Raw genomic sequence first — 12,980 nt, 5'->3', positions numbered from 1 at the left:
GCGCGCAGAGGGGAACGCGGCGCCCTGAGGGAGAGGGCGGTCGAGCCCTCACCCCGCCTCCCATCGGGAAGGAGGTCCGTGAAAGCGCACACTCGCAGCGTCCGGGCCGCTCTCCGGTACACGGGGCGGCCCGGACCACGTCACTGCCGGTGAGCCGGGGGAAGCCCACGGCCGGAGACCTCACCGAAGATCCTACGAAGCGACGGTCCGCGGCGGCAGCCGGTGCAGGTGGACGTCCGTCAGGCGGCCGTCGGCCACGGTGGCGGTCATGTAGGTGCAGTGGGGCTGTCGGCGGCGGTCGGTCGGTGAACCGGGGTTGAGCAACCGCAGTCCGCCGGGGGCGGTGGTGTCCCACGGGATGTGGCTGTGGCCGAAGACCAGGACGTCGGCGTCGGGATAGCGGGCGGCGCACCGGGCCTCGCGCCCCTGGGCGGCACCGGTCTCGTGGACGACGGCGAAGCGCACACCGCCCAGTTCGACGTACGCCACCTCGGGCAGCCGGGCGCGCAGTTCCGGTCCGTCGTTGTTGCCATAGACGCCGACCAGGCGGCTGCTGCGGCTCTCCAGCAGGTCGAGGGTGTCGGTGTCGACCCAGTCGCCGGCGTGGAGGACGACGTCGGCGTGCGGGAGTTCGGCGAGCAGCCGGTCCGGCAACTGCTTGGCGCGCTTGGGGAGGTGGGTGTCGGACATGAGCAGGAGACGCACGGGATCACCCTAGGGGGCTTGCGGCCGACCTCGCCCCGCATGGGCAGCGTGCGCGCAGGCGTGGGCCACAAGAGCGGGTCTCCCGCAGTCCGGATGCCGGGCAAATGGAACCGCCGGCCCGCTCAGAGCCTCTTCCTCAGCGCAACCATCCCTCCGCCCGACACCCACGCACAGGCGGGCGCCCTTGGTGTATCCCGCGCCACGCGTCAAGACGGCCTGCTGACACGGCACTTGTCCGGCAGCGCTAACATCGGCCCACAAAGCGTCAATCCGTGACGCAAGCCACAAGTCACCCAAGGAGTCCGGACACCGATGCCGGTCAAGGTCAGCGTCGTCATCCCCGTCTACAACCCGGGGAACTACATCGAGGACTGCGTCGCCTCGCTGCGCAGGCAGTCCCTGCCCCCCGAGGAGTTCGAGGCGATCTTCGTCGACGACGGTTCGACCGACGACACGCCGGCCCGGCTCGACGCGCTGGCCGCCGAGGTCGCGAACATCACGGTCATCCACCAGGAGGCCTCGGGCTGGTCGGGCAAGCCCCGCAACGTCGGGATCGAGGCGTCCCGGGGCGAGTTCGTCATGTTCGTCGACAACGACGACTACCTCGGCGACGAGGCCCTTGAGCGGATGTACGACTACGCGGTCGCCAACGGCGCCGACGTGGTCGTGGGCAAGATGGCCGGCAAGGGGCGGGGCGTCCCGGTGGAGCTGTTCCGCCGCAACCACCCCCGTGCCACCGTCGACAACGCCCCGCTGATCGACAGCCTGACACCGCACAAGATGTTCCGGCGGGCCTTCCTCGACCGCATCGGGCTGCGCTTCCCCGAGGGCAGGCGCCGGCTCGAGGACCACGTCTTCGTCACCGAGGCGTATCTGCGCGCGGACAACGTCTCCGTGCTCAGCGACTACGTCTGCTACTACCACCTCAAGCGCGACGACGCCTCCAACGCGGGCTTCCAGCGCTTCGACCCGGTGGGTTACTTCGCGAACCTGCGCGAGGCGCTCGACGTCGTCGAGAAGTACACCGAGCCGGGCCCGACCCGCGACCGGCTGTTCCGTCGCTGGCTGCGCAACGAGATGGTCGAGCGGATGCGCGGCAAGCGGCTGCTCGCCGCGCCCGAGGACTACCGCAAGGAGCTCTTCGCCGAGATCCGCGGGGTGGTCGTCGAGCGCTTCGGCCCCGGTGTCGCGGCCGGTCTCCAGCCCACCCAGCAGGTCGTCGCCGCGCTGATCGCCGACGGCCGGCTCGACGACCTGGTCGCGTTCGCCGAGTGGGAGGCCTCCGTGGCGTCCCGGGTCGAGCCGGACGGTGTCGAGTGGGACGGCGGTGTGCTGCGGGTCGGCCTGTCCGCCGAACTCACCTCCCACGGGACGCCGATGACGTTCCCCGCCGAGGGCAGCTCTGCCCCGATCACCGAGCCGCCGGCCTCCGTCGAGGAAGCCGTGGACCGGGTCGGCGCCCACAGCGTGGCCGGCTTCAAGCGCGCCACGGTCGAGCTGCTGCTGCGCGAACGGGCCAGCTCCGCCCAGTACTTCCAGCCGGTGGAGTTCACCCGGGAGACCGTCCCGGCCGAGGACGGGCGGGTGCGCCTGGTGCTGCGGGGTACGGCAGCCCTCGATCCGGCCAGCGCCGCCGACGGCGCCCCGCTGGACGCGGGGCTGTGGGACGTGTTCGTCCGCGTCAAGCTCGGCGGCTGGACCAAGCAGTCCCGGCTGGGCCCGGTCTCCCTCAAGGGGGGCACGGCCGCGGAGGCCGGCGTGGCGGGCGGCCGGGTCGTGCTGCCGTACTGGACCGCGAAGCAGGGCACCCTCGCCCTGGACGTGGACACGGCGGGCGAGCGCCTCCAGCTCGGGAGGGTCGCTCCCGGGGAGGTCACGGTGACCGGCGACCGCGTCGAGGTGCCGGTGCCGTTCCATGTGCCCGGGAGGACGCCGGTGCTGCTGGAGCTGACCCGCGGATCCGGCGGCGCGCCCGCGAAGGTGCCCGGCACGCTGCGTCCCCACAGCTCGGTGGCCCTCCTGGAGGCGGAGCTGCCGGTCGGCGAACTGGCCGGGGCGGACTGGCGGGTGGCGCTGAGCCCGGCGCCCGACGCCGGGGAACCGCGGTTCCATCCGCTGCCGTTCACGCTGCGGGTGAAGGGCACCGGCGTCGAGGTGGTGGCCGTGCGCGCACCCCGGCCCGCTGTCGGGCGACCGCTGGTGCGCAGGGCGCGACGGCTGGCCGGCAAGCTGGTCCGCCGGCTCAAGGTCCGCGGCAGGTAGAAACAGATCCGGGGAGGACGCGGACGCGTCCTCCCCGGCCCGGGCCGCTTCGCTCAGCCGGCGTCGCTGAGCTGCTTCAGGCTGGTGCGCAGGTGCTCCCAGTTGCGCTCCCGCTTGCTGCCGCGGTTGCGGGCGTTCACCAGCGGCTTCCAGAACGCGCCCTCGATCAGCGTCTCCGGCTTGATCGCCACCGTCCGCTCCAGGACCGTCTCCGGCACCTTCTGCGGGTCGGGGACCACGTACTCCGCGATGATCTCGTCGTACTTGTCCTTGAGCACCGTGTTGGTCGGGTCCGCGCCGAAGACCACGAGCTGCCCGGTGGGCTCGGTGTCGACCAGGACCGTCACCAGGTCGGGCCGGTAGCGGTTCAGGACCTCGATGACCTTGTAGACGTCACCGGTCCAGGCGTTGGTGTGCCGGTCGCGGGCGGCCTCGTCCACGTTGCGCGGCAGCATGTCGTCGAAGACGATCACGCTGGCCCAGTCCGAGTACTTCTCGACGTTGATGAAGTCGCGCAGCGCGTACTCGAACAGGTGCATGCCGTCGATGAACGCCAGGTCGAGCGTGACGTCCTTCCAGTACCCGAAGGGACTGCGGTTGCGGACGATGTTGCGCAGCGGGTGGCGGCCGCCCTTGAGGTGCTGGAGCGGGTTCTCGCGCGCGAAGAAGTCGTCGCTGGTGGCCTTCGCCAGGTGGACGTCGCAGCGGATCTCGGAGACCACCTTGAACGCCGGGTCGATCGCGATGCTCGGTACCCGGGAGAACGTCAGGCTGCGGCCGTCGTTGACGCCGATCTCCAGGTAGTTGCGGTTCGCGCTGGCTTTGTGGAGCCCCCGCAGGAACTCGTGACGTTTCACTGGGAAATCTCCTTGCGGATGTGTGGCAGTGCTTCGTGCAGGGCGGACCGCCGGTCCCGGTGCGAGTCCGGCGCGACCTCCGTCCACCGGTCGCGCCCTGGGGCGGCGACGTGGGCGGGGCGTGGTGCGGGCCCGCTGAGGGCCCCGCTGCTGGTGGGGCCGCACCGGTACGGGTCGACCGGGCCGCCGGAACATGCCCCGTCCCGGTCCGCACCGGCTGCCCGCGCCGGAACCGGTTCCGTGGAACATACCTGCTGTGAGCTTCCCATGACAGGACTTCGCGCCGCTGAGCATGATCCGGAGGGAAAAGGCTGGCAAAGCGCGGAAAGACGGAGGGTGGCCCTCCGGGTGCGGCGGGCGGCATCGGGCGTGTCGGCGCGGGCGGCTGCGGCGGCGCGGAGGCTCACGAAGGGACGTGAAGAGACGTGTGCCGTGTCGTGGTCCGCGGCGGTATGACAGTGGGCCCGGGGGTCGTCCAGCGGGTGGTGGCGGACGTGGATGATCTCCAACTCGCCTCGCCGGGGCGGCTCGACGGGACGTTCGACGTCGCGGCGGACGGGCGTGCGGTGACGCACGCACGCGCGGGCCGGGGCTTTACGGGGCCGACCCGGCTGCTCCTCCGGGGCATCCGGGCCACCGGACAGCACGAGAGCCTTCATCTGCGCCACCCTAGCCCGCAGCCGCGGGCACCGGCCATGGCGGGGCGACGACTTGGGGTGGTGCGGGGTGGGGCCCACGGGATGGACGCCAGGGCCCGTCCGGCGGATCACGCCGAGGTCGCGGGGTCCTACACGCCGCCTCGGAGTCGGCCTGGTCCGCCGGAGAGGCCCTGGCTAGGGCGTGTTGCGAAAGTCCCGTCGTTCGCCCGAAGGGCGGGCCTCGCGGCGTCAGGTGCGTGCTCTCGGCGTGCCGGGCGGAAGCCCTCGTACTGGATGTACTTGGGCTTTCGCCCGGTGCGGCGAAGGGGGTCCCCCCGTCCGAGCCCTGCGCAGCAGGTTCGAGGATGGGGGCGCGTGCATGGCGTCGCGAGGCAGGCGGGACTTTCGCAACACGCCCTAGTCCTCACCGCGGAAGATGTTGTCCTCCGCCGTGTGTGCCGTGGTGGGGCCGACCCGCTCCTCGACCGCGGGCAGGCACGTCCGCAGGTCTTCGTTGCCGTGCAGGCGGCGGGCCCTGGACCAGCCCGTCTCGGGCCGGCGTGCTGCGGGTTTCTGGGCGGTCTGCGGGGTCACGGCGGTTCACCGTCCTTCCATGCTGCCCTCCGGGTCCCCAGGGCGACGCGGGCCAAACGGGCCGGGAGGCCTGTCGGCCCGTCGCCCCCGCACATGTTTTCGTCGGGGCGCCGGGGCGCCGGGACTTGACGGCCGGCCGGCCGAACCGGCCCGTCCTGCTCAGGTGTTGGGCCGGGCCACGCTGATGTCGCCGAGGGCCGAGCCGGGATCGCGTTCCATGGCCGTGTCACCGAGGGCGACGATGCCGACGGGGCGACCGTGGTCGACGACCGGGATCCTGCGCACGGCGTGTTCGCGCATGAGGCCGATCGCGTGGTCCAGTTCGTCCTCGGGGGTCACGGTCACCAGGTCGTCGCTGCACGCGCCCGCCACGGTGACCTGTTCCAGGTCGCCGCCCTCGGCGAGGGACCGCACGACGAGGTCCCGGTCGGTGACCAGGCCGCGCAGTTCGCCGCCCTCGGTGACCAGGACGGCGCCGAGGTCCTGGTCACGCATGATCCGGGCGACGGCCGTCACGGAGGTCTGCGGTTCCACGGTGACGGGGGCGCTGGTCATGATGTCGCTGACGTGCTGAGTCATGGCGTACCTCTCCGCTGCGGGGCTGGTCCGCCCCGGGTACCCCGCCTCAGACGTCCAGTGCGATCTCGCTCCACACCTGTTTGCCGCCGCTGACGGGGACGCTGCCCCAGGCCGCCGACACGGCCTCGACCAGGAGGATGCCGCGGCCCCCGGTGGCCTCCCAGCCGATGCTGGTGGGCTTGACTGGGGTGCGGGGCGAGGCGTCGGCCACGGAGACGCGCAGCCTCCTGCCGACGAGGGTGAGGTCGAGGCGTACCTGGCCACCGGTGTGCACCAGGGCGTTGGTGACGAGTTCGGAGACGACGAGCAGGGCGCTGTCCATGGCGTCCTCGGGGACGCCCCACACGCGCAGGGTGCGCCGGGTGAAGCGGCGGGCGTGCCGGGCGGCCTCCGGGACCCGCCAGACGGTCCAGCTCTCCCGGAGCGGGAGGGTGGCCATGCCGTCGTAGCGCAGCAGGAGCAGGGCGACGTCGTCGCTGCGACGGGCTCCTCCGAGCAGGACGTCCGCGACGAGGCCGAGGTGGGACGGGTCGGCGGCGGCCACGCCGCGGGCGAAGCGGTCCATGCCCTCGTCGATGTCGGACTCGGTGGACTCGACGAGCCCGTCGGTGGTCAGGGCGATCAGGGTGCCGGGCCCCAGCCGGAGCGGGGTCATCGGGAAGTCGGCCTGGGCCTGCACACCGAGCGGGGGGCCGCCGTCGGCCTCGGCGATCTCCGTGCTGCCGTCGGGGTGGCGCAGCACCGGTGGCAGGTGTCCGGCGCGCACGCACCAGGCGGTGCCCTCCTCCAGGTCGAGGTCCACATAGGTGCAGGTGACGAAGAGGTCGGAGTCCAGGTCCATGAGGAGCCGGTTGGCGTGGGCGACGACGACGTCCGGGGGGTGGCCCTCGACCGCGTAGGCGCGCAGGGCGGTGCGCATCTGGCCCATGAGGGTCGCGGCGGCGGCGCTGTGGCCCTGGACGTCACCGATGACCAGGGCGACGCGGTGGTCGGGCAGCGGGATCACGTCGTACCAGTCGCCGCCGAGCTCCAGGCCCGCGGTGCTCGGCAGATAGCGGGCCACGGCGACCGCGCCGGGCAGCCGGGGCAGACGGCGGGGCAGCAGCTGGCGCTGGAGCATGCCGACGAGTTCGTGCTCGGCGTCGAGGGCGTGGGCGCGCATCAGGGCCTGCCCGGCGAGCCCCGCGGAGGCGGTGAGCAGGGCGCGCTCGTCGGGGTCGAAGTGGTGCGGGGTGTCCCAGCCGATGAGGCAGGCACCCGCCATGCGGCCCGCGGCGGGCAGCGGCAGGACGGCCAGGCCGCCGGGGCCGACCTCGGCGAGAGCGGGTTCGAGGACGGTGCCGGCCGGCCAGATCTGGGCGCGGCCCTCACGCAGCGCGCCGGCCAGGGTGGGCATGGCCCGTACGGGTGCCTCGGGCCACTCGCTGCGCCACTCCAGGCGCCACAGCTCGGGCCAGGACTCCGCTTCGGGCGGGTCGAGGACGGTGACGACGAGCCGGTCGTTCTCCAGCTCGGCGAGGGCGATGCGGTCGGCCCTGAGCGGGGCGCGCAGGGCGGAGACGACAGCCTGGCTGACGTCGCGGACGGTGCCCGCCATGGAGAGGGCGGCGGCCAGGCGCTGGACGCGGGCCACGTCGGTGACGTCGGAGCGCAGCGTGGAGGCGTCGGCGACGGCGCCGACGAGCCGGGCCGGCTGGTCCTCGCCGCCGGGCAGCATACGGCCGCGCAGCCTGAGCCACCTGGGTGGTCCCGTGGGCTGGAGGATGCGGAACTCCAGCTCACGGTCGCCGATGGACAGGTGGCCGGCCTCGAACAGGGACATCAGCGAGGGCAGGTCCTCGGGGACGGTCAGGCCGAGCAGGGTCTCGATCTTTCCGTCGAAGGCCGTCCGGCTCATGCCGAACAGCTCCAGGATGCCGTCGCCCACCTCGACCCGGCCGGTGTCCACGTCGAGGCTGAACGCGTGGGAGCCCGGTGCCGTGCCCTCCGGGGCGGCCGGGGCGGGGCAGACGATGGCGTCGGCGATCAGTTCGAGGCACTTGCGGTCCTCGTCGTCGAATCCGCGCGCGTCCTCGCTGAAGGCGACGAGACAGGCCCGGCCGTCGTCGCCGTGGGCGGGCAGCACGGCCAGGTGGACGTCCCGCCGGGCCGTGAAGCGGGAGTCGGCACAGGCGGCGAGCTCCTGCGGGCCGAGGAACAGCGGCCGGCCCGCGCGGTGCGCGTCGGCGGGCGGGGACTCGCCGGAGACCGGATAGCTGTCCCGCAGCCCGTAGACCGTCCGGGGGACGCCGGCCGATTCGACCAGGCACAGCAGGTCCCCGTCCTCGGAGGGCGTGTACACGGCGGCGAGGGTCGCCCCGGTGAAGACGAGCGCCTGTTCGAGGACGCGGCGCAGCCTCTCCGGCGACTCAGGACGGTCCGTGAGCGCTGCCAGGGCAATTTCGGCACGCAGCGCCCTCGTTCTGCGACCCGCAGCGCCCTCACTCACCACTTGGCCATTACAGCGCTAATACGGCACGTGCGCAGCCCCTGCGGCGTTCGGTGGTGCGATGCGGCGGCCGTACTCGAAACCCCTCGAACACTTCTTGACGCATGCGTTTCGCACAGTGAGCTCGTGACAGCCGTGACTGTCCGTGGCCACCGCCCCGCTGGAAGTCTCTGTGGTGGGCCAAGGAGGGGACGCATGGACAAGCGCTACGAGGTGTACGCGCTAGCCGACAGACACTTCTACGAGACGCCCGACCGGATCTCCGCCGGTGAGGCGCCCGTCTACGAGACGGCGCGCCGCGCGGTGCCGGCCGGCTGGGACGCGGCGCGCATCGGCGACTGGCTGACGCTCACGCCGCTCGGCACGGACGGCAGGCCGGTGCCGGGCCCGTCGCAGGGCTGGAAGATCCACGCCTCGGCCACCCGGGCGAACGCGGAGCGGATCGCCGCCCTCGTGTGGGACTACTGCGTGCCCCGGCGCATCTCGTTCAAGTTCGTGCCCGGCCCGCATCTGCTGCATCTGCGCAACACCAAGTACGCGGCCCGCGACACCAGCGGCAAGTTCGTCACGATCTACCCGGCCGACGAGGAGCAGCTGCACGACGTGCTCCGTGAGCTGGGCGAGCTCCTGGAGGGCTTCGAGGGGCCGTACATCCTCACCGACCTGCGCTGGCACGAGGGGCCGCTGTACGTCCGCTACGGCGCGTTCGCGCGCATGTTCGTCGTCGACGACCGGGGTTCGCTGGTGCCGGCGGTACGGGACGGCGAGGGCAAGCTGGTGCCGGACCGGCGGGCGCCGTCCTTCCAGGTGCCCGAGTGGGTGAAGCTGCCCGCCTTCCTGGAGCCGCACCTGGAGGCCCGCAACACCACGACGGTCGGCGAGCTGCCGTACCGGATCGAGAAGGCGCTGCACTTCTCCAACGGCGGCGGGGTCTACACGGGCACCGACACCCGCGACGGGCGCAGGGTCGTGCTCAAGGAGGGCCGGCCGCACGCGGGGCTCGCCGCCGACGGGGCGGATGCCATCGCCCGCCTGGAGCGGGAGAAGGACGCCCTGGAGCGGGTGGCGGGGACGGGCGTGGTGCCCGAGGTGCGGGACTGGTTCACCCTCGGTGACCACCGGTTCCTCGTCATGGACTTCCTGGAGGGGCGCCCGCTGAACTCGTTCTTCGCCGAGCGGCATCCGCTGCTCGGTCCGGACCCCGATCCGCAGGCCGTCGCCGACTACACGGCGTGGGCGGTGCGCATCCACGGGGCGGTGGAGCGGGCCGTGGATGCGGTGCACGCGCGCGGGATCGTCTTCAACGACCTGCACGTCTTCAACATCATGGTCGGCCCCGACGAGGAGTCGGTGTCCCTGCTCGACTTCGAGGCCGCCGCGCCGGTCGAGGAGAACGGCCGCCAGGTGGTCGCCCACCCCGGCTTCTTCGCCCCGCCGGACCGCAAGGGCATCGACGTCGACCGCTACGCCCTGGCCTGTCTGCGGATCGCCCTGTTCCTGCCGGTGACCACACTGTTCGTGGTGGACCGGGGGAAGGCCGCCCATCTGGCCGAGGTGATTTTGCGTCAGTTCCCGCACGTGCCGAAGGAGTTCCTCGACGAGGCGGTCGCGGAGATCACCCGGGACACCGCCCCGGACACCGGCGGCGAGCGTACGGCCCCGAAGGCGGCACCGTCCTTCGTAGAACCCGGCGACTGGCCCTACAGCCGCGACTCCATGGTCAAGGCGCTCCTCGCCTCGGCCACCCCGGAGCGCGAGGACCGGCTCTTCCCCGGCGACATCACCCAGTTCAACGACGGCGGCGGCCTCGGACTCGCGCACGGCGCGGCCGGAGTGCTGTACGCGCTGGACGCGGTCGGCGCCGAGCGGTACGAGGAGGGCGAGCGCTGGCTCCTGGCCCGCACCGCGCCCCCGCCCACGGGCACACCGCTAGGGCTCTACGACGGCCTCGCGGGCGTCGCGCACGTCCTGGACCGGCTCGGCCACCGGCAGCGCGCCCTCGACCTGGTCGGCCGGGTGCTCGCGGAGCGCTGGCAGAACCTCTCCTCCGACCTGCACGGCGGCCTGGCCGGACTCGGCCTGGTCCTCGGTGAACTCGCCCGCACCACGGGCGAGTCGGAGCTGCGGGACCGCGCCGCCGAGGCCGCCGACGTGCTCGTACGACGGCTCGCACAGCCCCCGGCGGACACCAAGCGGAGCCGGGCCGGGCTGCTGAAGGGGTGGACCGGACCCGCCCTGTTCCTGCTGCGGCAGTACGAACTCACCCACGAGCCACTGCTGTTGCGGGCGGCCGAGGTGGCGTTGCGCAGGGACCTGGAGTGCTGCGTGACGCACCCGGGCGGCTCGCTGGAGGTCGACGAGGGCTGGCGGACGCTGCCCTACCTCGGGGAGGGAAGCGCCGGCATCGGGATGGTCCTGGACGACTACCTCGCCCAGGGCGCCGACACCGAGGGCGAGTTCGAGCGGGCGCGGGCCGGCGTGCTGACCGCCACCACCAGCCGCTTCTACGTCCAGCCCGGTCTCTTCCAGGGCCGTGCCGGGATGATCCTGCACCTCGCGCGCACGGACACCCCCGGCGCCACCCGCGAGCGGCTCGCCGAACAGATCGACGGGCTCGGCTGGTTCTCGATGGGCTACCAGGGCCAACTGGCCTTCCCCGGCCACCAGATGATGCGGCTGTCGATGGACCTGGGCACCGGAACGGCAGGGTGCCTGCTCGCGCTCGGCGCGGCCCACGCGGCCCCCGGCGCCCCGACCACCGCCCACCTGCCGTTCCTCCCGCCGCTCCGGCGGCCCCCAGAACGCGGTTCCGCGATGTGACGGAGCCGTGACCCAACCCCGTCCCCACGGGTGGACGACACCGAGAAAGGAAACCGAGATGGCACTTCTCGACCTGCAGACGATGGAGTCCGACGAGCACACCGGCGGCGGCGGCAACAGCACCCTGAGCCTGCTGTCCTGCGTCAGCGCCGCGAGCGTCACGCTCTGTCTCTGACAGGCATCGTGCGCCCATGACTCCGGGCGGTCCATCCCGCGAGGGAGGGGCCGCCCGGGGTCCTGCACACCCGCGGAAGGCCGCCGTATGACGACTCGCACCTCGCCTCCGGCCACGCACGGCCTGCTGGGCCCGGCCCCCGCCCGCTGTCTGGTCCTGTGCCTGGTGAGCACGGCGGCGACCGGCGCCGGGCTGCTGCTGCCCGCGGCTCTCGGCCGCACCCTGGACCTGCTGCTCGCCCGGGAGAACGCGACCCGCTGGGTCCTGTGCTGCGCCGCACTGGTCCTCCTCATCGCCCTGCTCGACGCGGCGGAGACCGTCCTCGCCGGCACCCTCGACGCCCGCACCACCTCCTGGCTGCGGCGCCGCCTGACCGGCCACGTGCTGGCCGTCGGCCCGCGCGCCGGCGCCCGCTTCGGGCCCGGCGACCTCGTCGCCCGCCTCGTCGGCAACGCCGCCCAGGCCGGCACCGCCCCGACCGCCCGCGCCGCCCTGCTCGCCGCGCTCGCCGGGCCGGTCGGCGGTGTCGTGGCCCTCGGCCTCATCTCCCCCTGGCTCGCGGCCGTGTTCCTGGCCGGAGCACCGCTGCTCGCCCTGCTGCTGCGCGCCTTCGCCCGGGACACCCGGGAGTGCGTGACGCGCTATCAGGATGTGCAGGGCCGGATCGCGCGGGCCCTGTCCGAGGCCGTCGGCGGACACCGCACCATCCGGGCGGCGGGCACACAGGACCGCGAGACCGCCCGCGTGCTGCGCCCGCTGCCCGAGCTGTCCGCGGCCGGGTACCGCATGTGGCAGGTGCAGGGCCGCGCCTCAGGTCAGTCCGTCGCCGTGGCCCCGCTGCTGCAGCTCGCCGTCGTCGCCGTGGCCGGGGTGCTGCTCGCCCGGCACCGGGTCACGGTGGGCGAGGTCCTCGCCGCCTCCCGGTACGCGGTCCTCGCGACCGGTGTGGGCATGCTGGTCGGCCAGTTGGCGGGCCTGGCCCGGGCCCGGGCGGCCGCCGGACGTCTGGACGAGGTCCTCGCGGAGCCCGCCGTCGAGCACGGCGAACGCCGGCTGCCGTCCGGGCCGGGCCGCCTCGAACTGCGCGGCGTCACCGCCCGGCGCGGCGCCCGCACCGTCCTCGACGGCGTCGACCTCGTCCTACCGGGCGGGACCACACTCGCCGTGGTGGGCCGGTCCGGGGCGGGCAAGTCGCTGCTCGCCGCGGTCGCCGGGCGCCTGGCCGACCCGGACTCCGGGGAGGTCCTGCTCGACGGGGTCCCGCTGCGCGAGCTCACCCACGACGAGCTGCGCCGCTCCGTCGGCTACGCCTTCGAACGTCCCGCCCTGTTCGGCGGCACCGTCGCGGAGGAGATCGGCCTCGCCCTCGCGGCCCCCTCCCCGCCGACGACTTTGTGCGCCGGCTCCCGGACGGCTACGACACCCTCGTCGCCGACGCGCCGCGCTCCGGCGGGGAGTCCCAACGGCTCGGCCTCGCCCGCGCGTTCGCCCACGGCGGCCGTCTGCTCATCCTCGACGACGCCCTCTCCAGCCTCGACACGGTCACGGAGGCGCGCATCGCCGGGGCCCTGGTGGGCGGCGGGGCGGTCGGCACCCGCCTGCTGGTCGCCCACCGCGCCGCCACGGCGGCCCGCGCGGACGCGGTGGCCTGGCTGGAGGACGGGCGGCTGAGGGCGGTGGGCCCGCACGAGGAGCTGTGGCGGCTGGCGGAGTACCGGGCGGTGTTCGGGAGCGAGGCGGACGGGGCGGACGGCCCGGACGGGGGGCCCTCATGAGCGACGGCTCGGCGCCTGGCGGGATCCACCGCCGCGGCTTGCGGTTCCTGCGGGCCCGGTGAGGAAGGTCTGTGCGGTCTCCAGCAC

The 12,980-nt window shown here is 73.5% G+C and carries 8 protein-coding genes and 1 pseudogene; 4 read left to right on the top strand and 5 right to left on the bottom strand.

Going from position 1 to position 12,980, the window contains the following annotated elements; translation table 11 throughout:
* Window positions 1-192: 192 nt before the first annotated feature.
* A complete protein-coding gene (locus tag EHS43_RS08150) occupies window positions 193-705 on the bottom strand; it encodes a metallophosphoesterase (RefSeq protein WP_125189858.1) in 513 nt (170 codons plus the stop codon).
* A gap of 312 nt (window positions 706-1,017) precedes the next feature.
* On the opposite strand from EHS43_RS08150, the gene EHS43_RS08145 reads away from it, so the two are divergent.
* Window positions 1,018-2,967 (top strand): glycosyltransferase family A protein, encoded by a 1,950-nt coding sequence (locus tag EHS43_RS08145; RefSeq protein ID WP_125189857.1) that lies wholly within the window; start codon window positions 1,018-1,020, stop codon window positions 2,965-2,967.
* Window positions 2,968-3,020: 53 nt separating this feature from the next.
* Here the strand turns inward: EHS43_RS08145 and EHS43_RS08140 are convergent, their stop codons facing one another.
* The 4 genes from EHS43_RS08140 to EHS43_RS08130 form a co-directional block, all read right to left on the bottom strand.
* The gene (locus tag EHS43_RS08140) at window positions 3,021-3,824 is read right to left on the bottom strand and encodes a class I SAM-dependent methyltransferase (RefSeq protein ID WP_125189856.1); all 804 of its coding nucleotides are present in this window, start codon (window positions 3,822-3,824) and stop codon (window positions 3,021-3,023) included.
* Between the two features lie 1,055 nt (window positions 3,825-4,879).
* Window positions 4,880-5,056, bottom strand: coding sequence for a hypothetical protein (locus tag EHS43_RS46285; RefSeq protein WP_185806156.1), 177 nt, complete (start codon window positions 5,054-5,056; stop codon window positions 4,880-4,882).
* Between the two features lie 159 nt (window positions 5,057-5,215).
* Window positions 5,216-5,635, bottom strand: a complete 420-nt coding sequence (locus tag EHS43_RS08135) for a CBS domain-containing protein (protein ID WP_125189855.1) — start codon at window positions 5,633-5,635, stop codon at window positions 5,216-5,218.
* A 46-nt stretch (window positions 5,636-5,681) separates the two neighbouring features.
* Entirely contained in the window at window positions 5,682-8,126 is a 2,445-nt protein-coding gene (locus tag EHS43_RS08130; RefSeq protein WP_125189854.1) for a SpoIIE family protein phosphatase, read from the bottom strand.
* A 192-nt stretch (window positions 8,127-8,318) separates the two neighbouring features.
* Here EHS43_RS08130 and lanKC point away from each other — a divergent pair, with 192 nt between their 5' ends.
* From lanKC to EHS43_RS08115, 3 genes and pseudogenes are all read left to right on the top strand, one after another.
* Window positions 8,319-10,943: a class III lanthionine synthetase LanKC gene (gene lanKC, locus EHS43_RS08125; RefSeq protein WP_125189853.1), complete on the top strand. Its 2,625-nt coding sequence runs from the start codon at window positions 8,319-8,321 to the stop codon at window positions 10,941-10,943.
* A 58-nt stretch (window positions 10,944-11,001) separates the two neighbouring features.
* Window positions 11,002-11,118 (top strand): SapB/AmfS family lanthipeptide, encoded by a 117-nt coding sequence (locus tag EHS43_RS08120; RefSeq protein WP_020117173.1) that lies wholly within the window; start codon window positions 11,002-11,004, stop codon window positions 11,116-11,118.
* Between the two features lie 87 nt (window positions 11,119-11,205).
* Window positions 11,206-12,893 (top strand): annotated as a pseudogene (locus tag EHS43_RS08115) (ABC transporter transmembrane domain-containing protein).
* Window positions 12,894-12,980: the final 87 nt, after the last annotated feature.

This window comes from Streptomyces sp. RP5T (assembly GCF_003933965.1).
GTDB lineage: Bacteria > Actinomycetota > Actinomycetes > Streptomycetales > Streptomycetaceae > Streptomyces.
Note: the sequence above shows the minus strand (reverse complement) of the source record. Positions and strands in the feature narration are given on the sequence as shown.

Excerpts from the sequence above, each read along its gene's own strand:
- EHS43_RS08145 (WP_125189857.1), top strand. The coding sequence starts at position 1,018 with ATGCCGGTCAAGGTCAGCGTCGTCATCCCCGTCTACAACCCGGGGAAC.
- EHS43_RS08135 (WP_125189855.1), bottom strand. The coding sequence starts at position 5,635 with ATGACTCAGCACGTCAGCGACATCATGACCAGCGCCCCCGTCACCGTG.
- lanKC (WP_125189853.1), top strand. The coding sequence starts at position 8,319 with ATGGACAAGCGCTACGAGGTGTACGCGCTAGCCGACAGACACTTCTAC.
- EHS43_RS08120 (WP_020117173.1), top strand. The coding sequence starts at position 11,002 with ATGGCACTTCTCGACCTGCAGACGATGGAGTCCGACGAGCACACCGGC.